At 32.0% G+C, this 21,811-nt stretch carries 21 protein-coding genes; 8 read left to right on the top strand and 13 right to left on the bottom strand.

Annotation, left to right across the window (positions count from 1 at the left end; translation table 11 throughout):
* A complete protein-coding gene (locus C3729_RS08320; protein WP_104793742.1) occupies positions 1–2,205 on the bottom strand; it encodes a RelA/SpoT family protein in 2,205 nt (734 codons plus the stop codon).
* A 133-nt stretch (positions 2,206–2,338) separates the two neighbouring features.
* Positions 2,339–2,779, bottom strand: a complete 441-nt coding sequence (locus C3729_RS08315; RefSeq protein WP_104793741.1) for a hypothetical protein — start codon at positions 2,777–2,779, stop codon at positions 2,339–2,341.
* Between the two features lie 241 nt (positions 2,780–3,020).
* Here C3729_RS08315 and dacB point away from each other — a divergent pair, with 241 nt between their 5' ends.
* Both dacB and C3729_RS08305 read left to right on the top strand, forming a co-directional pair.
* Positions 3,021–4,370 carry a D-alanyl-D-alanine carboxypeptidase/D-alanyl-D-alanine-endopeptidase gene (dacB, locus tag C3729_RS08310; RefSeq protein WP_104793740.1) on the top strand — a complete coding sequence of 450 codons (1,350 nt, stop codon included), beginning with the start codon at positions 3,021–3,023 and terminating at the stop codon, positions 4,368–4,370.
* Between the two features lie 32 nt (positions 4,371–4,402).
* The gene (locus tag C3729_RS08305) at positions 4,403–5,554 is read left to right on the top strand and encodes a sensor histidine kinase (RefSeq protein ID WP_104793739.1); all 1,152 of its coding nucleotides are present in this window, start codon (positions 4,403–4,405) and stop codon (positions 5,552–5,554) included.
* A 137-nt stretch (positions 5,555–5,691) separates the two neighbouring features.
* Here the strand turns inward: C3729_RS08305 and C3729_RS08300 are convergent, their stop codons facing one another.
* The 7 genes from C3729_RS08300 to C3729_RS08270 form a co-directional block, all read right to left on the bottom strand.
* Positions 5,692–6,243, bottom strand: a complete 552-nt coding sequence (locus C3729_RS08300) for a hypothetical protein (protein WP_133159964.1) — start codon at positions 6,241–6,243, stop codon at positions 5,692–5,694.
* Between the two features lie 44 nt (positions 6,244–6,287).
* Positions 6,288–7,895 (bottom strand): M1 family metallopeptidase, encoded by a 1,608-nt coding sequence (locus C3729_RS08295; protein WP_104793737.1) that lies wholly within the window; start codon positions 7,893–7,895, stop codon positions 6,288–6,290.
* 60 nt (positions 7,896–7,955) lie between these two features.
* Entirely contained in the window at positions 7,956–8,480 is a 525-nt protein-coding gene (locus C3729_RS08290; RefSeq protein ID WP_104793736.1) for a hypothetical protein, read from the bottom strand.
* Positions 8,481–8,618: 138 nt separating this feature from the next.
* Positions 8,619–9,803 carry a sigma-54-dependent transcriptional regulator gene (locus tag C3729_RS08285; protein ID WP_069798348.1) on the bottom strand — a complete coding sequence of 395 codons (1,185 nt, stop codon included), beginning with the start codon at positions 9,801–9,803 and terminating at the stop codon, positions 8,619–8,621.
* Between the two features lie 40 nt (positions 9,804–9,843).
* Positions 9,844–10,299 carry a hypothetical protein gene (locus tag C3729_RS08280; RefSeq protein ID WP_133159963.1) on the bottom strand — a complete coding sequence of 152 codons (456 nt, stop codon included), beginning with the start codon at positions 10,297–10,299 and terminating at the stop codon, positions 9,844–9,846.
* Positions 10,300–10,331: 32 nt separating this feature from the next.
* Positions 10,332–11,219, bottom strand: coding sequence for a glycosyltransferase family 39 protein (locus tag C3729_RS08275; protein ID WP_104793734.1), 888 nt, complete (start codon positions 11,217–11,219; stop codon positions 10,332–10,334).
* A gap of 9 nt (positions 11,220–11,228) precedes the next feature.
* On the bottom strand, positions 11,229–11,882 hold the full coding sequence (locus tag C3729_RS08270) for a YggS family pyridoxal phosphate-dependent enzyme (protein ID WP_104793733.1): 654 nt from the start codon (positions 11,880–11,882) through the stop codon (positions 11,229–11,231).
* An 88-nt stretch (positions 11,883–11,970) separates the two neighbouring features.
* Between C3729_RS08270 and C3729_RS08265 the strand changes: the two genes are divergently transcribed.
* From C3729_RS08265 to arsB, 6 genes are all read left to right on the top strand, one after another.
* Entirely contained in the window at positions 11,971–12,300 is a 330-nt protein-coding gene (locus C3729_RS08265; RefSeq protein ID WP_104793732.1) for an ArsR/SmtB family transcription factor, read from the top strand.
* Between the two features lie 187 nt (positions 12,301–12,487).
* Positions 12,488–13,327, top strand: coding sequence for an arsenite methyltransferase (locus C3729_RS08260; RefSeq protein WP_104793731.1), 840 nt, complete (start codon positions 12,488–12,490; stop codon positions 13,325–13,327).
* Between the two features lie 11 nt (positions 13,328–13,338).
* Positions 13,339–13,959: a class I SAM-dependent methyltransferase gene (locus tag C3729_RS13290; protein WP_185117736.1), complete on the top strand. Its 621-nt coding sequence runs from the start codon at positions 13,339–13,341 to the stop codon at positions 13,957–13,959.
* A gap of 9 nt (positions 13,960–13,968) precedes the next feature.
* The gene (locus C3729_RS13285; RefSeq protein ID WP_185117737.1) at positions 13,969–14,757 is read left to right on the top strand and encodes a cation transporter; all 789 of its coding nucleotides are present in this window, start codon (positions 13,969–13,971) and stop codon (positions 14,755–14,757) included.
* 4 nt (positions 14,758–14,761) lie between these two features.
* Positions 14,762–15,376, top strand: coding sequence for a low molecular weight phosphatase family protein (locus tag C3729_RS08250; RefSeq protein WP_104793730.1), 615 nt, complete (start codon positions 14,762–14,764; stop codon positions 15,374–15,376).
* A gap of 21 nt (positions 15,377–15,397) precedes the next feature.
* The gene (arsB, locus tag C3729_RS08245; protein ID WP_104793729.1) at positions 15,398–16,429 is read left to right on the top strand and encodes an ACR3 family arsenite efflux transporter; all 1,032 of its coding nucleotides are present in this window, start codon (positions 15,398–15,400) and stop codon (positions 16,427–16,429) included.
* Positions 16,430–16,541: 112 nt separating this feature from the next.
* On the opposite strand, the gene C3729_RS08240 is transcribed toward arsB, so the two are convergent.
* From C3729_RS08240 to C3729_RS08225, 4 genes are read right to left on the bottom strand one after another with little or no spacing between them, the layout of a single operon-like run.
* The gene (locus C3729_RS08240; RefSeq protein ID WP_104793728.1) at positions 16,542–17,231 is read right to left on the bottom strand and encodes an SIR2 family NAD-dependent protein deacylase; all 690 of its coding nucleotides are present in this window, start codon (positions 17,229–17,231) and stop codon (positions 16,542–16,544) included.
* Positions 17,231–17,554, bottom strand: coding sequence for a hypothetical protein (locus C3729_RS08235; protein ID WP_104793727.1), 324 nt, complete (start codon positions 17,552–17,554; stop codon positions 17,231–17,233). Before C3729_RS08235 ends, C3729_RS08240 begins: the two co-directional genes overlap by 1 nt.
* 4 nt (positions 17,555–17,558) lie before the next feature.
* A complete protein-coding gene (locus tag C3729_RS08230; protein WP_104793726.1) occupies positions 17,559–19,118 on the bottom strand; it encodes an amidase in 1,560 nt (519 codons plus the stop codon).
* Between the two features lie 49 nt (positions 19,119–19,167).
* Positions 19,168–21,774 (bottom strand): heavy metal translocating P-type ATPase, encoded by a 2,607-nt coding sequence (locus tag C3729_RS08225; protein ID WP_104793725.1) that lies wholly within the window; start codon positions 21,772–21,774, stop codon positions 19,168–19,170.
* Positions 21,775–21,811: the final 37 nt, after the last annotated feature.

Genomic DNA, 21,811 nt, shown 5'->3' with positions numbered 1-21,811 from the left:
TTACAGTCTTTTTACTTGGGTTACACTCAGTACATTTCTGAGTTGTTTTAATGTTTCTTCTAGTTGGCTTTTGTTTTTAACTTCTAGTGTGATGGTTCCTAAGAAAATACCGTCATTACTTTCGATAGAAATACTTTTCATGTCAATGTTCATGGCATTACTAATTACTTCAGTAATGTCGTTTACCAATCCTTTTCTGTCAATGCCTTCGATTTCTATTCTTACTCTGCTGCTGTAACGCTGTTCATTTACCCATTTTGCAGGCATAACTCTATAATCGTAATTGGCTCTAAGGTTAATTGCGTTCGGACAATTGTCATTATGAACTTTAATTCCGTCTGAAATCGTGATAAATCCAAAAATTTTATCACCTGGAATTACGGTACAACATTTGGCAAAGCTGTAATTCAGTTTTTCTTCATCTTTACCAAAAACGATTAAGTCTAAATCTGTAGTTGGACTTTCCTCGTAAGCCGTGTTTATGTTTGGTGATTTTCTAAATCTCTGGAAGAAGTTTTTTAGCGCACTTTTAGAATCTGCATATTTTTTTAAATCTGTGGTATCATAAGTGCCATCGTAGAATTTTAGAAATAAATCTTGAGAGGTTTTATGATTGAAAAATTTCTGAATATTATTCACTTCTTCCTCGGAAAAGGTAAGTTTTGCGTGTCTTAATTTTCTTTGGAAAATTTCTTTTCCTTCTGCAACTTGACCGTTCTTTTCGGAGTTAAGCGCGGCTTTAATTCTAGATTTTGCTTTAGAAGTGATGACGATATCTAGCCAATCTTGCTTTGGTTTTTGATTTTGAGAAGAAAGAATGTCTATTTGGTCGCCGTTTTGCAAAACGTAAGAAATAGGAACCAGTTTTCCATTGATTTTTGCGCCTAAACATTTCATTCCCAAATCGGTGTGAACTGAAAACGCAAAATCTAAAGCGGTAGAACCAACTGGTAAAATTTTAATTTCTCCTTTTGGAGTGAAAACAAAAACTTCTTTGGAATAAAGATTAAGTTTAATATTATCCAAAAGTTCAGTGGTAGAAAGGTTTTGCTGTTGTTCGATGACTTCTCTAATCTGAGAAACCCATTGTTCAAAATTCTTATCGTCACTGCTTTGTTTGAAGCCTTCTTTGTATTTATAATGCGCTGCAACACCTTTTTCGGCGATTTCGTCCATTCTTTCAGAACGAATTTGAACTTCAATCCATTTTTTATCAGGACCCAGAACCGTTAAGTGTAAACTTTCGTAACCTGTGGAACGAGGATTGGTAATCCAGTCGCGCATTCTTTGTGGATTACTGTGGTATAAATCGGTAACGATGGAATAGATTTTCCAAGCGATGAATTTTTCGTTTTTAGCGTCTGATTTATAAATAATTCTAATCGCGTAATTGTCAAAAACCTCTTCAAAAGGCACGTTTTGCTTCAGCATTTTTCTATAAATAGAATTGATGGCTTTAGCTCTGCCTTTGATGGTAAAATTAAGATGCTCTTCTTTAAGTTGCTCCGAAACTTCTTTTTTGAACTCTTCTACATATTTCTCACGAGTATCTTTGGCAAGTTCTAATTTATTAGCAATGTCGTAATAAACATCTGGATTGTTGTATTTTAAAGATAAATCTTCAAGTTCTGATTTTATGTTATAAAGTCCTAATCTATGAGCAAGAGGAGCGTAAATGTAAACCGTTTCTGAGGCGATTTTCTTTTGTTTATCATCTCTCATGCTTTCAAGCGTTCTCATATTGTGCAGTCTGTCTGCGATTTTGATGAGAATCACGCGGAAATCTTCAGAAAGCGTAAGAAGTAATTTTCTGTAATTTTCAGACTGAACCGAGATGTTTTGATGGTTCATCACCGAAATTTTAGTCAATCCGTTAACAATATCTGCTATTTTTTGACCAAAAATTTTCTTGATGTCTTCATAAGTATATTCAGAATCTTCAATGACGTCATGAAGCAATGCACAAGCAATAGAAGTGGCTCCTAAACCTATTTCATTGGCAACGATTTTTGCCACTTCGATAGGGTGGTAGATGTAAGGTTCGCCCGTTTTTCTTCTTTGGTCTTTGTGAGCGTCTAAGGCAATATCAAATGCTTTCCTGATGAGTTTATTCTGTTCTTCATCAAGAGTTCTGTATGTATTAGAGATTAAATCTTTATAGCGATACTGAATTTCTTTATTTTCTTTTTCTAAATCATAAACCATCTTTGAACCTCTTTAATTATCACGAAAATACAAAAAAAAAGCTTTAAAATAAAAGCTTTACTGTAATTCCTAAAAAGAAAACCCGAAAATAAATTTCGGGCTTCGTATGAAAAAATTAATTTGATATGAAGAATTATGTGTTTGAACTTACTTCAGAATTTATTCCAGTGCTCATCTCTGAGCTAGAAGTTTTAATTTCTGGCATTGCGTAAATAAGCGCTTTTGCTTTTAGGGCAACTACTTTTTTAATGTAATCTAAATCTACTGCTTCTGCAAAATCTACTTCTGGTAATTCATAAGTATTGACCACTTTGTTTTCTCTGAAAGCGTCTTTTGCCAATTGTAATTCAGTATCATTATTAATCGCCACACTAGTAATCAAAGAATCTACAGCAGTAGCTTCTTGGTCTATGTCATTAGTGAAAAGTTTGCTCCAAAATGATTTTTCTACTGGTTTACTTTGGTTAATGTAAACAATGTAATCAGAGTCTTTGAAACCTTTTTTTTCTAAACTTTCAGAAACTGCTTTTGCTTGATCTTGGCTTCCGAAGAGCCCTACAATTGTGTATGACATAATTTTAAAAATTTTAGTCGGTTAATTATGATGCAAATATATACTAAATAAATGATAATAAAATGTTAAAAAATAAAAATTTAATATAAAATTGATAAAAATCATTAATTATTTTATTAATTAAATAATTGTTTAATAAATTGACATTGCTAATAAATCATCTATTTATTTGTTTTTTTAATTATTTAGAAAGAAGTAATCCATTTTATTTTCTTTATATTTGAAAAAACAATTATTCTTTATGAAGAAATTTTTTGCCTTTATAACGGTTTTTTGCTTGCAAATATTTTATTCACAGTCGGTTACACAGAATTTAGATAAAGCAGTTCAGTCACTTTTGGCGTCTTCTCCTATGTATTCTGGGAATCTTTCTTTTTATGTAGCAGATGAAAGCGGAAACTTTGTTTATGAATATCAAGGAAACAAAGGATTGTCTACCGCTTCTACCATGAAAATCTTTACAGCTGCTGCTGCTTTAGAGACTTTAGGAAAGAATTATCAATACAAAACTCAAATAGCATTCGATAAAAATCTGTATATTTTTTCTAATGGAGATCCTACTTTGGGAAGTTGGCGATATGATGGTTATAAACCAGAACATTTTATTTCAAAAATCATAGAAACACTCAAGTCTAGAAATATCAAAGAAATTCCTGGAGATTTGGTGATAGATGACATGTACTTTGATTTTCAAAAAATTCCTGGAGGATGGCCTTATAATGACATTGGGAATTATTACGGAGCTGGAGTTTGGGGCGTAAATTGGCGAGAAAACCAATTTGACATCAATACTTTTGGTAAAGATTTTAAAAATTTCAATATCAATTTAGAAGGTGTACATTTTGTGAATGATGCAAGAACGGAAGGAACTTCAGACAGAAGCATTATTTTTACGACTCCTTATAATGATGTGGCGCATGTAACGGGAACGCTTCCAGCAAAAAATTTGACGATTTCTGGAGCGACACCTAATCCGCCAAAACAATTGGCGCTAGAAATTGTGGCAGAATTAAAGAAACAAAACATCGCTTTTAACGGAAAAATGATCATCAATTCTGAAAGATTGATTGAAGGGCAAAATCCTTTAGCATTTCCTAAAAATAAAGTGATTTTAGAATATTTATCGCCTACTTTAGATAAAATGGTCTTTTGGTTTTTGAAAAAAAGCATCAATTTCTACGGGGAAACTTTTGTGAAAACAATGGCTAAAGAAAAAACAGGAAATTCATCTTTTGAAAGTGGAATGAAATACCTTAAAAATTTCTGGAAACAGCGTGGAATAGATGAAAGAATGATTAATTTTGTAGATGGAAGTGGATTGTCTCCGCAAAATTATGCTTCTACCAGAGCTGAAGTTTTAGCTCTAATTTGGGCAAAAAAACAACTTTGGTTTGCTGAATATTTTGAAGGCTTCCCAGTGCAAGGAAACGGCATGAAAATGAAAAGCGGAAGCATAAAAGATTGCAGAGCTTTTGCAGGTTATCATACTTCTAAATCTGGTCAAAAATATGTTTTTGCAATTATTATGAATAATTATCAGGCCAATGATTTGAGTGATGCGCTGTATAAAGTTTTGAATCACTTGAAATAATTCTAAAAAATTAGATTTTAAATTATAAATTCTTGAGAAACAACTTTATTTCTAAGATAAACAACTGGTTTGTGTTTGTGCTATTAACGATAATAGTTGCAGGACTGGCTGTTTCTTCTAATTTCTTAATCAATCATCTTAGAAAAAAAGAAACCGACAGAATAAAATCGCTTGCTACGGCTGTAAAATATCTTCAAGACAATAATGTAGACTCTCGATTGAATGACTTGTCACTCAATGTTATCGATGAAAATAAAGACATTCCCATCATTATCACCGATAAAAATAGAAATCTGATTGAAAGTAAAAATATCGATGAAGAAATCTTAAACAATCCCGAAAAACTGAAACAGAAAATCGCCGAAATGGATGATAAATATCCTCCATTTGAAATTCAGTTGCCCAATTTTAATAACCAATTTGTGTTTTATGATAACTCAGATTTACTCAATTATTTGCGTTATTATCCTTATGCATTAGGTTTGTTCATCGGTTTGTATCTTTTGTTTTCTTTTTGGTTTTTGCGCACCATCAAAAAATCAGATGAATCCATGTTGTGGGCTGGTTTAGCTAAAGAAACTGCTCACCAAATCGGAACTCCGCTTTCTTCTATGATTGGTTGGGTGGAAGTGATGAAACTTGATGCCAATAGAAATGACGATGGTTTACTGGAAATCAACAAAGATATCAATCGTTTAAAAACCATTTCTGAGCGTTTTTCGAAAATTGGTTCGGTTCCAGAACTGAATGATTTGAATTTAAAGGAAACGGTTCAGCAAAACTTTGATTATCTGAAATCTAGAATTTCCAGAAAAGTAAATTTTGAACTCAAAGTTCCTTCAAGAGAAATTTTGATTCCTCACAATAGAATTTTGATGAGTTGGGTAATCGAAAACCTTGTGAAAAATGCGGTAGATGCAATGAAAGGAGAGGGGAAACTGGAAATTTCACTTTATTCTAAAAATAATTACGTGTTGATAGACGTAAAAGATTCTGGCTCTGGAATGACCAATACTCAAATTCGAAGTGCTTTTAAACCGGGTTATTCTACTAAAAAAAGAGGTTGGGGTCTTGGTTTGTCTTTGGCAAAACGTGTCATCAATGAATATCATAATGGCGACATCAAAATCGCAGAATCCGAAGTAGGAAAGGGAACTACATTTAGAATTGTGCTGAAATCATAGAATTTTTGTTTCAAGTTTCAAGTTTCGGGTTTCGCGTTCCGAGTTTATTGTACTAATTTATAATTCCGTAGGAATTGAAGGTTTGTAGAAAATTTGAAAAAAGAAAATAAGTTCGGCTCCGTTAGGAGCCGAAGGTTTTAGAAATCTTTTTCTACTTTTTTCAAAATATTTAAAAGTTCTTTAAATTCAGTTTTATCTAGTAATATTGGATTTTGAGAAGATGAATTAGGTAGTTTGAAGTAATAAATCCAAGAATTTAACTCATCATTAAATGAGCTCCCAACTTCTAAATAATTTTTAGTCAAATATTTATATTTGGTTTCTGTATTGGGTTTACTTGCTGTTTTTTGTTCTAAATTTTGAAGATTATTGATCAAAAGATTCATTTCTTGTTTATCAAAAGTGATGGTTCTTTTAGAAATAGAATCAAAAGTTTCAAAAAAAGTCATAATACCTAAAACCGAAAGACTTGAATTGTCTTTGGAGTCTTTTAAAATAATTTTTTGAAAATTCAAATTCTTGATTTTTCCGATATCAAAAATTTGTTTCTCTAAAAGTGTTTCTTTTTTGTTGTTAAAATTGTTGTACCCAGAATTAAATTCTGTATTTCTATTGAATGTTAATGGTGACTCTTGAGCAAATGTAGAAACAGAAATCATTGACAAAGCAATAAGAATTGAATATTTCATGTTTATAGTTTTAAATATTATAACTTAAATTTCTGAATATTATTTTAAATCTTCACAAAATTTACATAGTAATTATCATTAAACTTTACGTCTTTTTTGTCTTTCAGTTTAATGGTTTGCCAATTTTTAGTTGGAGTTAGAGTTGTGTTTTCTATTCTGATAGGCAAGTTGAAACCTTCTACAGTATTCGTCCATCTGTATTTTAACGTTTTTCCGTTTTGAGAAAATTCTAAAATTGGAATTTGAGTAGTTCTTAAATATTGGTCAAAAACAGTGGAGAAATTTATTCCAGATTTTTCAGAAATATAATTTTCAATTTGCTGAGTAGTTACCGTTTGATGATAAAAATCTTTACCAATTCCTCTTAAAATTTGTCTGAATTTTTCATCGTCGTTTATTACAGTTCTAATCGTGTGAAGCATGTTTGCACCTTTGTAATACATGTCACCACTTCCTTCGTTTCTTACACCGTATTTTCCAATAATTGGCTTGTCGTTTTCAATATTTTGTCTGATTCCTTTAATGTACAATTCTGCTTTTTCTTTGTTCAAATAATTTTGAGTAAAAAGCGTTTCTGAGTAACAAGTAAAACCTTCATGAATCCACATGTCAGCTTGATCTTTTGCGGTGATGTTGTTCGCAAACCATTCGTGACCAGATTCATGAATAATGATGAAATCCCAATTTAATCCAACTCCAGTTCCAGATAAATCTCTACCAAGATAACCATTTAAATAATGATTTCCGTAAGCTACATTAGACTGATGTTCCATTCCTAAATAAGGTGTTTCTACCAATTTATAACCATCTTCGTAGAAAGGATAAGGTCCAAACCAATATTCAAAAGCTTGAAGCATTGGTTTTACTTGCGTAAATTGTTTTTTGGCTTTATCTAAATTGTAAGAAAGTACATAATAATCGCAATCAAGTTTACCTTTTTCGCCATTATAAATTTCAGAAAAATGTTCAAATTTCCCAATGGTAGGAACAATGCTGTATAGATTTATAGGATTTTTTACTTCCCAAGTGAAGATATTTTTGCCCTTTTCTACGGTTTGAGAGATTAATTTGCCGTTTCCAACTCCTGTTAAATCTTTTGGCGTAATAATTTTCATTTCTATGCCTTCATCTGGCTCATCATTCCAAATATCTTTTGAAGGTAACCAAAGGCTGGTTCCGTCACCTTCTTGCGCTACAGAAATCCATGGATTCCCTTGTTCATCTTTGGTGAAAACCCAACCACCATCCCAAGGTGCGTGTTTTGCGATTCTCGGATTCCCGAAATATTCTAAAATCATGTAAAATCGTTCTCCTTTTTTAAAACTTTGTTGAGTTTCTATAAAAATGAAATCGTCTTCGGTTTTTACTTGGGTATAATTAAAATTTCCCATGAAATTTTTAGAATTCATAGGCTTTTGAAGGTCTAATTGAAACGTAGGATTTTCTACATCTTTGGTAATTTCGAAGAAAATGGTGTTTTTCCCGCTGACTGATTGATCCTCAATATTAGGTTCTACAGTGAGTTCATATTTTTTGACGTCCCAAAAATTTCTAAACGCCGTATCAGAACCTTTTAAAGTATCTTTTTTGGTAAAAGTTTGTGCAAAGGTGATTTGACTTAATAAAATAAGGAAAAAGCCTATTTTGTTCATAAAAATATATTTTAGATGTAAAAATAAGAAAAACGGAACAAAAACAGTTTTTGAATATATTTAATTTAAAGTTTTTTGATAGAGTAGTGTTTTGGAAGAGCCATCAGATAAAACTTCAGAATCGTAGAGTTTTTCTATACTTAAATTTTTATTTACTTCATTTTCAAACTTTTCTAGACCAATTGTTTGTTCGTCATTATTATGAATTTTATATATTTTTTTATTGGTCACAATTTCGATGCCGTTTTGACTTACTTTTTTGAGCATTTTTAATTCAAAATGACTGATACTTTCAACATCAATCCATTTCACGAAATCAAGAGTATTTCCTTGTTTGATGGAGAATCCATCATTTTTGTACTCGAAAATTCCATTGTTTTTTAATATTTTGTCAGTATTTTTTTCAACATTTTCAAAGGTTTCATCTCCCATTTTTTTGTAATCAGAATATATTTTGGAGGCAGAAAAAGATAAAACAATAAGACAAATGAGAAATCCCAATAATGGGTAACCTTTGTTTACAGGATAATTGTATATAATGTAAATTAATATTATTGAAGTAAAAAAAGTGATTACTTTAGCCATGAAATTTAGAGATTATTAGTTTTTAATTTAAAGTTTAAAAATAACAAAAACCACGCAAAATCACGTGGTTTAGTGTATAAATTTATTAAATTTTTCTAGTATCTAAGATCTAAAATCTAAAATATTGCATCTAACATACTATTTTCTTACAAAAGCTGCTACATCTTCTGCAGTTACAGGATTTCCGCCCAAAATGATTAAACGCTCTACTACGTTTCTCAGTTCACGAATGTTTCCTGTCCAAGAGAAATTTTGAAGTGCTTTTATCGCTTTATCATCAAATTTTCTAACTGCATTTCCTTGTTCATCTGCAATGATTTGAGCAAAATGTTCTACCAAAAGCGGAATGTCTTCCTTTCTAGCATCTAATGGAGGTACATAAATTTCTATCACAGAAAGTCTATGATACAAGTCTTCTCTGAATTTTCCGTCTTCTATTTCTTTTTGTAGATTTTTATTGGTTGCAGCAACCACTCTTACATCTACTTTAATTTCTTTGTCACTTCCTACTGGTGAAACTCTGCTTTCCTGAAGCGCACGAAGAACTTTAGCTTGTGCTACCAAACTCATGTCTCCAATTTCGTCTAAGAAAATTGTTCCTCCATTCGCTAATTCAAATTTACCTTGTTTGTCTTTTATAGCGCCTGTAAATGAACCTTTCACGTGACCGAAAAGTTCAGATTCTATTAATTCTGATGGAATTGCCGCACAGTTTACCTCAATCATTGGTCCTCTGCTTCTTTCACTTTGTGCATGAATAGAATGTGCTACCAATTCTTTACCAGCACCATTTGGACCCGTAATGAGAACTCTTGCATCTGTAGCAGCTACTTTTTCAATCATATTTTGAATTTTAGAAAGCGCTTCAGAAGTACCAATCATTTGGTATTTTTTGTTGACTTTTTTCTTGAGTTGAGTATTCTCTTTTTGAAGAACTTTAGTCGTTTGAACCAAATTTTTACGGTCAAGAGCATTTCTTACGCTGGTAATCAATCTATTGATATCAATAGGTTTTGAAATAAAATCGTAAGCGCCATCTCTTAAAGAATTTACAGCAGTATCAATATCAGCATGGCCAGAAATCATGACAAAAGTAGTGTCTGGTTTTAATTGAAGTGCTTGTTTCAAAAGTTCTGTACCAGAAAGTTTTGGCATTTTTATATCTGAAATCACCAATGCAAAATCATCTTTTTCGATGAGTTTGTAGGCTTCTAAACCATCTTCTGCAACCAAAACTTCGTAATTGGTTAATTCATCTGATAAAATACTGTGCAGTACACCAGAAATTGCTTTTTCGTCTTCTACGATTAATACTTTTTGCATAAGGCAAATTTATTTATTTTTATGGAGAACCTGTTTTAAATTATTTAATATCACTGCTAAAAATAACACTTTTTTTATTTTTAACTGTGTCTTTTAACAATAAATTAATTTCTGGTTTTCTTGAAATGATGATATTTCCATCAATAAATGGTTTTTGTTGATTACCATGTTCGTAATAAAAAGTTTTATTGATAATAGGGATTTTATATTCTTTACGCGATTTTTCTACTTTTTTAATATTGTCAAAATAGTACTTTTTGTCTTTTAAATTTACGATTTGATTCTCAACTTCTGCTTTTCTTTTAAGAAAATTTTGTGGAATTTTTATCAAGTAAGCTGCATTAAATAGAAGTGAAAATACAGCAAAATAAAAAATGATTTTTTTATTATAATCAGATTGAAAATATAGAATTATAGCACTAAGAAATAAAGGGAAACTGCTTTCGGAAAGCATTCTAGTATTGAGTTCTTCTATGCCTTGAAAAAATTTTGACATGATTACTAAAACCAAATAAGTTGCCGAAGAAATCAATAAAAATGTAATTGTAAAATCTGACTTCCAAGCTTTATTTTTTTGAAGAGATAGTAAAATAGATAAATAAAAATAAGATTAATAAAGAAAAGAAAAAACTCTATAATAATAGTGATGGGAGTAAAATGAGCAGGTTTTATTCCAAGAATTGGGTTTGCTAAGTTCATCACTCCAAGAAAATTTCTAATGATATCAAGACCAATACTGGATTTATCCACCGAAAATCTTTCATTTTCGCCCATAATTCCTCCGAAATTCAGAAAATTATAGAGCATGTAAGAGGCAATGAAGAAACCACTTAAAATTATAACAAAGAAAAAATCTTTTTTGTAATTCTTAAACGTTGGTTTTCTATAATTTATTAAGAAAAATATAAGTATTGCTGCGTAAATAAAAATCCCAGAATATCGGGTTAAAAATAACGCAAGAAATAATAAACTTGTTGGCAATATAAAAGACCAGCCTTTTTTATTTTTGGTAAAAAATTCATGAAAATAATAGATTAAAAAATAAAAAATTCCTAAAAATAAACCTTCAGATATGAGATTGTATATGCAAAAAACAAAAATTTTGGTACATAATAAAATAACGGTTTCTTTGAAATAAAATTTCTTATAATAAGAAAATACTCCAATAAGTAAAACAGTCAAAATGCTTATTATTCTTGCAGAAAAATAATAATCATCCGTTAATGAATGAAATAATCTAATAATTAAAGGATAGCCTAGTGGAAAAAGATTAGATTTTACATCAGGAATACTATCTGCAATTTTTATATAACTCAGCGTATCTGCAACTATTCCTCCATAAGAAATGAAAGATGGAATAAAAATTGCGAAAAATAAAATGGCAAAGTAGAGGTAAATATATTTTTTCTCAGACATCCTCAAATTTTAATAATTTCTCACTCCAAAAATGGCAGAACCTATTCTTACAGAAGTAGAGCCACATTCTATTGCAAGTGCAAAATCGTCACTCATTCCCATAGAAAGTGTTTCTAATTTTCTGAAGGTTGAAAGTTCATCAAATAAAGATTTTAGAACTAAAAACTCTGATTTTACTTGATTTTTGTTGTCTGTAAATGTTGCCATTCCCATCAAGCCAAGAATTTCAATATTTGGGTATTTGTGTTCTAAATAATTGCTGAAAATTTCTTTCGCTTCAGCGATTTCAAGACCATATTTGGTTTCTTCATCGGCGATTTTTACTTGAAGTAAAACTTTAATTTTTCTATTGTTTCTTGCTGCTTCTTTGTTGATTTCTAGTAATAATTTTTCAGAATCTACACTTTGAATGGTATCTATAAAAGGAGCAATGAATTTTACTTTATTGGTTTGTAAATGACCAATTAAATGCCATTGAATATCAGCAGGAAGTTCGTTTACTTTGGTTAAAAGTTCTTGCACTTTGTTTTCACCAAAAACACGTTGTCCGCAATCATAAACTTCTTTTATTTTTTCAATAGGATGAAATTTAGAAACAGCAACTAATTCTACGTTTTCTCGAATTTGGGCTTTTATTTTATGGTAATTTTCTTGAATAGACATGATTTTGAATTTCTTTTTCAAATTTATGAAGAAAATTTTGGTTTAGAAAATTATACATCGTAATATTGCAATATGAAAATATAAAAATATGGGAATTTCTAAAACTGAACATTTTACAGAAGAACAAAATGAAGTGGCAAAATTAATGAAGGCGCTTTCTCATCCTGCTAGAATTGCGATTGTAGAATATTTACTTTCTGTAGATTCATGTATTTGTAATGATATTGTAGACGAGATAAAATTGGCTCAACCAACAGTTTCTCAACATCTTAAAGAACTGAAAAACGCCGGAATTATACAAGGTGAAATAGACGGAAAAGCAATTTGCTACTGCATTAATCCTGAAACTTTGAAAAAAATGGAGCATTTTATCTCCGAAATTTTCAGAAAAATAGAAAAGCAGAAATCTTGCTGCTAAAGTTCTTTCAAAAACGAAAACGGAACTAGCCCTGATTGAGCGACATGTTTGAGCTCTTTTTATTTTTTCATTCTGAGCGGAGTCGAAGAATCTAAAAATAAAAAAGCGAGTAGCGAAAGCAGGAAATAGCTTCAAAAAAAATATCTAAAATTTATCATTTAAAATTTAAAATTTAAAATTTAAAAAAATGAATTCTAACGAAGAAATCAAAGAAATGGTAAAGCAAAAATATGCAGAAATTGCTTTGCAAAACCAAGATACTAACGCTTCATCTTATTGTGGAAGCGGTGGTTGCAGTACAGAAGTGTACAATATTATGACGGATGATTATGACCATTTGGAAGGTTATAATCCTGAAGCAGATCTAAAATTAGGTTGCGGTTTGCCAACAGAATTTGCAAAAATTAAAAAAGGCGATTATGTAGTAGATTTAGGAAGTGGAGCAGGAAATGACTGTTTCGTAGCTCGTGCAGAAGCTGACGAATCTGGAAAAGTGGTGGGAATAGATTTCACTCCTGAAATGATAGAAAAAGCTAGAAATAATGCAGATAAATTAGGCTTCAATAATGTAGAATTCCGCTTGGGAGACATTGAGAATATTCCTTTGATGAGTAATGTTGCTGATGTTGTGGTAAGCAATTGCGTCATGAATTTAGTTCCAAACAAACCAAAAGCTTTTGCAGAAGTTCAACGAATTCTGAAGCCAACTGGTCATTTTTCGATTTCGGATATTGTTTTGGTGGGAGATTTACCAGAAAAAATTAAAAATGCTGCAGAAATGTATGCTGGTTGTGTTGCTTCGGCAATTCAAATGGAAGATTATTTGAAAATTATCGAAAATTCTGGTTTCAAAAACATTACTTTACAGAAGAAAAAACCGATTATCGTTCCAGATGATATTCTAAAAAATTACCTGAACGAAGAAGAAATTCAGCAGTATAAAGATTCTACCACTAGAATTTACAGCATCACGGTTTATGCAGAAAAAGTAGTGGGTTGTTGTACTCCAAATACTGGATGTTGTTAAAAAATAAAAACATGGAGTTTGACAAAAAGCAACATTGGGAAAATGTTTTCGCCACCAAAAAAGAAACAGAAGTAAGCTGGTATCAAGAAAAACCTGAAACTTCTCTGCAATTTTTTGGAAGAAATAAAATTCCAAAAACTGCCAAGATTTTAGAAATTGGTGGTGGAGATAGTTATTTGATTGACAATCTATTAGAGCAAGATTATGAAAGTCTTACTTTACTTGATATTTCAGAAAATGCAATAGAAAGAATCAAGAAAAGACTAGGCGAAAAAGCAGAAAAAGTCAACTTTGTAGTGTCTGATATTTTAGATTTTTCTTCAATAGAAAAGTTTGACGTGATACATGATAGAGCGAGTTTTCATTTTTTGACCAAAGAAGAAGATATTCAAAAATATGCTGCTTTGATGAGCGATATTTTAGGAGAAAACGGACTGTATTTCGTGGGAACCTTTTCAGAATCAGGGCCTCTAAAATGTAGCGGTTTAGAAATTATGCAATACAGCAAAGAAAAATTCTTGAAAATTTTCGGAACTCATTTTTCGCTGCTCTCTAGTTTTGAAGAAGTACATAAAACACCTTTTGAAACTACTCAAAACTTTATTTTCTGCGAATTCCAAAAGAAAATGTAATTTTATATGATGAAAAAGTCCAAATTCAAAATCCATAAAATGGATTGCCCTTCAGAAGAGCAAATCATCAGAATGAAGCTTCAGAATTTCACATCGATTGAAGCTTTGGATTTTGATATTCCCAATCGAGAATTATTGGTTTTTCATCATGAAAATGAAGAAGAAATTTTCAAACAATTAGAAACACTAAATTTTGATACACAGCATGTTTCTACAGAATTTACGCAAGAAAAACTCCAAGAACACAAAAATCAAACACAATTGCTTTGGAGTGTTTTAGGAATCAATTTTTTCTTTTTTTTGTTAGAAATTTTCTATGGTTTTTGGTCTAATTCTATGGGATTAGTTGCCGATAGTCTAGATATGTTGGCAGATAGTTTTGTGTATTTATTGGCTTTATTTGCAGTTGGAAAAGCCATTGAAAGAAAGAAAAATGTTGCCAAAATCAGCGGATATTTTCAGTTGATTTTGGCAATTTTAGGTTTAACAGAAGTTTTGCGAAGATTTTTTGTAAAAACAGAAGTTCCAGAATTTCAAATGATGATGCTTATTTCGTTTTTAGCATTATTAGGAAACGCAGCTTGTCTTTATCTTTTGCAAAAAAGTAAAAGCAAAGAAGCACATATTCAGGCGAGTGTAATCTTTACCAATAATGATGTGATGATCAATCTAGGTGTGATAATTGCAGGGATTTTAGTCTATTTTACACATAGCAAAATGCCAGATTTAGCCATTGGTATTCTTATTTTTATCTTGGTGACAAGAGGCGCTTTTTCGATTTTAAAACTATCAAAATAAACACATGAACATAAAAATTAGAGAAATAATTGCTCAACTTTCCACAGAAAGAATTTCTGAGGAACGAAAAAGAATACTTCAACCTTTAATTCAGTTTATATCTTCTAAATTATCTAAAAATGAAGAAGTTAGATTAAATTTTATTTGTACTCACAATTCTAGGAGAAGTCATCTTTCGCAGATTTGGGCACAAACAATGGCTCACCATTTTGGAGTGAAGAATGTATTTTGTTATTCTGGTGGAACAGAAGCAACAGCCATGTTTTCGAAAGTAGCAGAAACGCTTACAAATCAAGGTTTTGAAATTTTAAAATTATCAGAAACTGAAAATCCTGTTTATGCGGTAAAATTTGCCGAAAATGAACATGCGGTGATTTGTTTTTCTAAAAAATATGACGACGATTTTAATCCGAAGTCAGCATTTGCGACCATTCTAACGTGTGATTCTGCTGATGAAAATTGCCCGATTGTTTACGGTGCAGAAGCAAGAATTCCAATAAAATACGAAGATCCTAAAAAATCTGATGGAACTGCTGAAATGAACGAAACGTATTTCAACAGAAGTTTAGAAATCGCTACAGAAATGAAATTTGTCTTTGAAAATTTAAGAAAATCATAAAACAGACTCATAAAAATTAACATGAAACCCAAACTGAAATTTCTCGACAGATATTTAACATTATGGATTTTTTCAGCAATGATTTTTGGAGTTTTGCTCGGGAAATTTATTCCATCAATTCCAGAAACCATCAATCAATTTTCTAGTGGAACCACTAATATTCCATTAGCGATTGGTTTGATTCTGATGATGTTTCCACCGCTAGCTAAAGTAGATTATAGTCTTTTGCCTATGGCTTTTAAAGACCGTAAAACGATGGGAGTTTCTTTGTTGCTCAATTGGATTATTGGTCCGATTTTGATGTTCGTTTTAGCAATTATTTTCCTAAAAGACGAACCCAATTACATGGTTGGATTGATTTTGATTGGTTTGGCAAGATGTATCGCAATGGTGATTGTGTGGAATGATTTGGCTTCTGGAAATCGTGAATATGCTGCAATGTTGGTGGCGTTGAACAGCATTTTTCAAGTGTTTACGTACAGTTTTTACGCTTGGTTGTTTATTAATTTTTTACCGCAATATTTAGGTCTTGGAAATTTTGAAATCTCAGTTCCCATGAAAGATGTAGCAATAAGTGTTGCCATTTATTTGGGAATTCCTTTTGTTGCAGGTTTTTTGACAAGATATTTCTTGATTCAGCAAAAAGGAAAAGAGTGGTACAATAGAGTTTTCGTTCCGAAAATTTCGCCCATTACTTTATATGCATTGTTATTTACAATAGTGGTAATGTTCAGTTTAAAAGGCGATAAAATTGTAGAATTGCCTTTTGATGTGCTTAAAATAGCAGTTCCATTGGTGATTTATTTTGTTTTGATGTTTTTCACCAGTTTCTTTATCAATCGTAAATTAGGAATAGATTATGATAAAAACGCTTCAGTTTCTTTCACCGCCACTGGAAATAACTTTGAACTTGCGATTGCTGTTGCCATTGCTGTTTTTGGAATTCATTCCAAAGAAGCTTTTGCAGGAGTAATTGGTCCACTCATAGAAGTTCCTGTGCTTATTTTATTGGTGAAAGCAAGTCTTTGGTTAAAGAAAAAGTGGTATAAATAACAATAAATTTTAGTCAAATTAATAATGGAAATTCAAATAAAATTTTAAAATCAAATGGAACGGGCTTTAGCCCGTTTTCAAATTTTAAAAATCAATTGGCTTTAGCCAAAATTTAAATAATTTGTTTTAACAATCTCTCCTTCAAAATTTTCATTCCTTCTGTAGCAGATGTTTTCAAGAAATTTTCGTGTTTGGTGAACTGGTTTTCTAAATGTGGATCAATCACAAAAATTTCACAATTCTTAGGGACGTAATGTATCAATCCAGCAGCTGGATACACTTGCATAGAAGTTCCTATCACGATGAAAATATCCCCTTCTGAAGCGATTTCGGTAGCATTTTCCATTTCAGGAACCATTTCGCCAAACCAAACAATATGCGGACGAAGTTGGTTTCCCAATTCATCACAATCGCCTAAATTACAATCTTTTTCCCAGTCGAAAATTTGGGTTTCATCTTTCACAGAACGTACTTTTTTTAATTCTCCGTGTAGATGTATCACTTTTTTAGAACCCGCTCTTTCGTGCAAATCATCTACATTTTGAGTAATAATATGTACGTCAAAATGTTGTTCTAAATCTGCGAGAATTTCATGAGCGAGATTGGGTTTTACATCTTTCAGTTGTTTTCGTCTCAAATTATAAAAATCTAAAACCAACTGAGGATTTCTAGCAAAACCTTCTGGCGAAGCCACATCTTCTATTCTGTGATTTTCCCAAAGTCCGTTAGAATCTCTAAACGTAGAAATTCCACTTTCCGCAGAAATTCCTGCTCCTGATAAAACGACGAGTTTCTTTTTCATCACTCAATTTTTTTCTTACTGAATTTCTTTCTAAATTCTAGTTTTTGAAGTTGTCTTTCGATAATTAATTTGGCAATGGTTTTACTAGAACTGATGGTTTTGTCTTCATTTTGAAGGGCAATTTTCAGTTTTTGTTCGCTGATATCAATTCGGTATAATAAGTTGACTAATTTATTGAAATCTTTGTCTATCAATTCATTAATATAAACGGCGAGATGATTTTCTAAATCATTTTCGGAATATTTTTCCAAAACTTCAGGAAACTCATGAGAGATGAGTTTGTTCATTAATTGCTCAGGATTATATTTTTGAATATCAGACATTTTTCTAATTTTTAAACTGTGGAACTAATCTCTGTGGATTTTTTTGTTCAAAAGTATACGCCATGTTGATGAGTTTTCCTTCGCTCCAAGCTTCTGCGTAAAACAAAATTCCAACAGGCAAACCATCAATATTTCCCATAGGAACGGTAATGCTAGGATAACCAGCAATCGCAGCAGCTCCAGAACCTTCAAAAATATAATTGTCGCCATTTACCATATCCGTTTTCCAAGCTGGACTGGTAGAAGCAGCGATGAGTGCGTCTAATTTGTACTTTTTCAGCGTGGCATCAATTCCATTTTTTCGACTTCCTTCTTGAATTTCTTTTAATAATTTGGCGTAATTTTCATCTTGCATTCCTTTTGTAGCCTGCGTCATTTCTAGAAATTCTTGTTTGAAATATTTCATTTCTTCAGGATTGTTTTTGTTGAAAACTATCAATTCTTCTACAGATTTTATTTTAGCATTTGGTCCTAAAGATTTGAAATAATTGTTCAATCCATCTTTGTATTCCAAAATCATTAAATCAAAAGATTTTCCCTGAATTTCATTTGAAACAGGCTCTTCTGAAATTTCCACTAAAATGGCACCTTCTTTCTCCAAAAATTTCAAATTTTCTTGAAAAAGTGCATCTACTTTTACATTTCCACTTGATTTTTTAGAATAACCAATTCGTTTTCCTTTTAGACCGTCTAGTTTTAAGAAAGAAGTATAATCTGTTTTTGCGATATTTTTGGAAGCTAAAGTATGCGCATCTTTTTCGTCAACACCTGTCAAAACGCCAAGAGCAATCGCTGCGTCTTTCACCGTTCTCGTCATTGGTCCTGCTGTATCTTGCGAAACAGAAATCGGGATAATTCCGCATCTGCTCACTAATCCAACCGTAGGTTTTAAACCCACAATTCCATTTACGCTACTCGGACAAATAATAGAGCCATTGGTTTCGGTTCCAATCGCGAAAATTCCCAAATTTGCAGAAATTGCAGCACCAGAACCTGCACTAGAACCACAAGTATTTCTCGTTAGATCATAAGGGTTTTTAGTTAAACCACCATTTCCACTCCAGCCAGAAACAGACATCATTCCACGGAAATTTGCCCATTCCGAAAGATTGGTTTTCCCGATGATAATAGCGCCAGATTTTCTTAATTTTTCAACCAAAAATGCATCATGCAGCGGAAAAGAATCTTTCATTGCCAAAGAACCTGCTGTATTTGGCATTTTATCTTTGGTGTCAATATTATCTTTCAGCAAAACGGGAACGCCAAAAAGTGCTCCTTTCCTTAATTGTAAAGGAACTTGATCTAAGCTGTCTGCAATTTTCATCGCATCAGGATTTACCGTAATTACAGAATTGAGTTTTGCTCCGTTTTTGTCGACTTTTTCTATTCTTTCTAAGTAAGATTTTACAACTTCTGAAATTTTATATTCTTTATTTTGATAGCCTTTTTGAAGCTTTTCGATATCGTATTCTAAGAATTTAAAATCTTTGTTATAATCTGTATTTTGAGCATTCATTAAGAAAAATGAAGCCATAGAAAGCATTGATAAAAGTTTTCTTTTCATTCGAGATATTATTTATCTCAAAGATACATTTTTCGTCTAAAAAATCAACTTAAATTTTCAATTTTACATTGTTCAATCTCAAAGAATTTGCAATTACCGAAACTGATGAAAAACTCATTGCAGCAGCAGCAAACATTGGTGATAATAAAACTCCGAAAATTGGGTAGAGTAAACCTGCTGCAATCGGAATTCCGAGCGTGTTGTAAGCAAAAGCAAAAAACAAGTTTTCTTTTACATTTTTCATCATTTTTTCACTCAAAATTTTAGATTTTGCCACGCCAGAAATATCGCCTTTCAATAAAGTAATTTCTGCAGAATTCATCGCGATGTCGGTTCCTGTTCCCATTGCAATTCCTACGTTGGCTTGTGCAAGAGCAGGAGCGTCATTGATTCCATCGCCAGTCATGGCTACAATTTTTCCGTGATTTTGGAGGTTTTTAACCTCGTTTATTTTGTCTTGAGGAAGACAATTCGCAAAATATTTTTTGATGCCAAGACTTTCTGCAACGTGTTTTGCAGTCGCTTCATTATCGCCTGTCATCATGATAACTTCAATGCCTTTATTTTGTAAAGATTTGATGGCGGATTTTGCATTTTCTTTGATTTTATCTTTAAAGCCAAAAACAGCAACTGCTTTTCCATCAATCGTTAAATATGAAACGGTATTGGCTTCGTTTTCTAAAATTTGGGCTTTTTGAAGTAAATTTTCAGAAATTTCAAAGTTATTTTCTTTGAGAAAATGAATATTTCCAAGGAACAATTTTTTACCATCAATTTCTCCTAAAATTCCTCTACCTGAAATATTTTCAAAGTTTTTCACATTGTCATTTTGAGCGAAAGAATTTAGCGAAAAATCTTTATTAACAGATTCTTCATTTCGCTTTTGAACTACGTTCGCAGACTTATAGTCTGTATTCAGAATGACAGCATTTAAAACCGCTTGTGAAAGTGGATGTTCTGAATTTTTATTAAGAGAAGCAGCCAATTGTAATGCTTCATTTTCCGGAATATTTTCTGAGAAAATTTGAGTTAAAGAAGGCTTTCCTTCGGTTAAAGTTCCGGTTTTATCGGTAATTATTACGTTTACTTTCTCCATTTCTTCCAAAGCTTCTGCATTTTTAATTAAAATTCCGTTTCTCGCACCTTTTCCAATTCCTACCATTACAGACATTGGTGTCGCTAAACCAAGAGCACAAGGACAAGCTACAATTAAAACCGCTAAAGCATTCACCAAAGCGAAAATAGCTCGATTTTCTCCACCGAAAAAGTACCAAAATACGAAAGTCAAAACTGAAATAGCAATTACAACAGGAACAAAAATTTTAGAAACTTTGTCCGTTAGTTTTTGGATTGGCGCTTTACTTCGGCTTGCAGCATTTACCATTTCTATAATTTGAGAAAGGAGCGTGTCTTTGCCAATTTTCTCTGTTTTCATGAGGAAAACTTGGTTTCCATTGATGGTTCCAGAAGTGACCTTGTCGCCTATTTTTTTCTCTGCAGGAATAGGTTCTCCAGTAATCATGCTTTCGTCTATAGTGGTGTTTCCTTCAATGATTTCTCCGTCAACTGGAATTTTTTCTCCTGGCTTTACTTTAAGAATATCTCCAATTTTCACTTCTGAAATCGGAATATTTTTTTCTGAATTATTTTGAATGAGATGTGCTTCTTTTGGAGACAAATTCATGAGTTCTTTGATGGCGTTTCCTGTTTTTTGATGGGCTTTTGCTTCGAGCATTTGTCCAAAAATCACCAAAGTTAAAATAACCGCAACTGCTTCGAAATATAGCGGAACTTCGTGATGATTTTGCATAAATTCATGCGGAATTATACTCGGAAAAGTGAGTGCAAAAATGCTGTACACAAAAGCTGCGCTTGCTCCTAAACCAATCAGTGAAAACATATTAAGATTCCAAGATTTAAAAGAAATCCAAGCTCTTTTGAACAAAAACCAGCCCGTGAAAAATACGACTGGAAGCGTGAAAATCAATTGTAAAATCCCAGAAACTCTTGAACTAAAAGGAAACTCAAAAAACATTCCTCCCATCGATAAAATAAAAACGGGAAGGGTAAAAGCAACAGAAATCCAGAACTTTTTTTTCAGATTTTTGTATGTTTCATCTTCAGATTCATCGTCATTTCCTGTGATTTTTACCAAATCCATTCCACAAACTGGGCAACCTACATTTTCGGGATAGGTTTTATCTCCTTCACAAAACATAGGGCAATAGTAGCCGCTTTCTGCACTCGGCTTTCTGCTTTCAGCTGATGGCTGATTGCCGAATGCCGATTGCTTTTCCTCTATCGGAACACAGTACATATTACAAACAGGGCAACGTTTTCCTTGCATGAAATAGACTTTATCGCCTTCACATTCCATTGGGCAATAATAAACCGAACTCGGGGAAACTCTATCTTGAGGTGGAATAAATTCTGTAGATTTTGGTTTTTCTGGGTCTTCTAAAACGTAGTTTCCTGCATTTTTGAGTTCAGAATTGAGCTTTTCGATGTCAATTTCTTGTTCAGAAGTGATTTCAACGAAATTTCCTGCGAGATTTACATCTGCTTTTATTCCTTCTAAATCATTTAAAGTAGAAGAAATTTTTTTCTGACAGCCTTCGCAAGACATTCCTAGAACATTATATTTTTTGGTATTCATCTTTCTTAATTTTGATACAAATTTCAAAATTAATCAA

The organism is Cloacibacterium normanense (genome assembly GCF_002943105.1).
Classification (GTDB): domain Bacteria; phylum Bacteroidota; class Bacteroidia; order Flavobacteriales; family Weeksellaceae; genus Cloacibacterium.
Note: the sequence above shows the minus strand (reverse complement) of the source record. Positions and strands in the feature narration are given on the sequence as shown.

What these genes read in the sequence shown, in the direction of transcription:
- arsB (WP_104793729.1), top strand. Translation starts at nt 15,398, where the DNA reads ATGAAACCCAAACTGAAATTTCTCGACAGATATTTAACATTATGGATT.
- C3729_RS08280 (WP_133159963.1), bottom strand. Translation starts at nt 10,299, where the DNA reads ATGTCAAAATTTTTTCAAGGCATAGAAGAACTCAATACTAGAATGCTT.
- C3729_RS13285 (WP_185117737.1), top strand. Translation starts at nt 13,969, where the DNA reads ATGAAAAAGTCCAAATTCAAAATCCATAAAATGGATTGCCCTTCAGAA.
- C3729_RS08285 (WP_069798348.1), bottom strand. Translation starts at nt 9,803, where the DNA reads ATGCAAAAAGTATTAATCGTAGAAGACGAAAAAGCAATTTCTGGTGTA.
- C3729_RS08250 (WP_104793730.1), top strand. Translation starts at nt 14,762, where the DNA reads ATGAACATAAAAATTAGAGAAATAATTGCTCAACTTTCCACAGAAAGA.
- C3729_RS08270 (WP_104793733.1), bottom strand. Translation starts at nt 11,882, where the DNA reads ATGTCTATTCAAGAAAATTACCATAAAATAAAAGCCCAAATTCGAGAA.
- C3729_RS08235 (WP_104793727.1), bottom strand. Translation starts at nt 17,554, where the DNA reads ATGTCTGATATTCAAAAATATAATCCTGAGCAATTAATGAACAAACTC.
- C3729_RS08320 (WP_104793742.1), bottom strand. Translation starts at nt 2,205, where the DNA reads ATGGTTTATGATTTAGAAAAAGAAAATAAAGAAATTCAGTATCGCTAT.
- C3729_RS08230 (WP_104793726.1), bottom strand. Translation starts at nt 19,118, where the DNA reads ATGAAAAGAAAACTTTTATCAATGCTTTCTATGGCTTCATTTTTCTTA.
- C3729_RS08225 (WP_104793725.1), bottom strand. Translation starts at nt 21,774, where the DNA reads ATGAATACCAAAAAATATAATGTTCTAGGAATGTCTTGCGAAGGCTGT.
- dacB (WP_104793740.1), top strand. Translation starts at nt 3,021, where the DNA reads ATGAAGAAATTTTTTGCCTTTATAACGGTTTTTTGCTTGCAAATATTT.
- C3729_RS08295 (WP_104793737.1), bottom strand. Translation starts at nt 7,895, where the DNA reads ATGAACAAAATAGGCTTTTTCCTTATTTTATTAAGTCAAATCACCTTT.
- C3729_RS08260 (WP_104793731.1), top strand. Translation starts at nt 12,488, where the DNA reads ATGAATTCTAACGAAGAAATCAAAGAAATGGTAAAGCAAAAATATGCA.
- C3729_RS08290 (WP_104793736.1), bottom strand. Translation starts at nt 8,480, where the DNA reads ATGGCTAAAGTAATCACTTTTTTTACTTCAATAATATTAATTTACATT.
- C3729_RS08265 (WP_104793732.1), top strand. Translation starts at nt 11,971, where the DNA reads ATGGGAATTTCTAAAACTGAACATTTTACAGAAGAACAAAATGAAGTG.
- C3729_RS08240 (WP_104793728.1), bottom strand. Translation starts at nt 17,231, where the DNA reads ATGAAAAAGAAACTCGTCGTTTTATCAGGAGCAGGAATTTCTGCGGAA.
- C3729_RS08300 (WP_133159964.1), bottom strand. Translation starts at nt 6,243, where the DNA reads ATGAAATATTCAATTCTTATTGCTTTGTCAATGATTTCTGTTTCTACA.
- C3729_RS08315 (WP_104793741.1), bottom strand. Translation starts at nt 2,779, where the DNA reads ATGTCATACACAATTGTAGGGCTCTTCGGAAGCCAAGATCAAGCAAAA.
- C3729_RS08275 (WP_104793734.1), bottom strand. Translation starts at nt 11,219, where the DNA reads ATGTCTGAGAAAAAATATATTTACCTCTACTTTGCCATTTTATTTTTC.
- C3729_RS13290 (WP_185117736.1), top strand. Translation starts at nt 13,339, where the DNA reads ATGGAGTTTGACAAAAAGCAACATTGGGAAAATGTTTTCGCCACCAAA.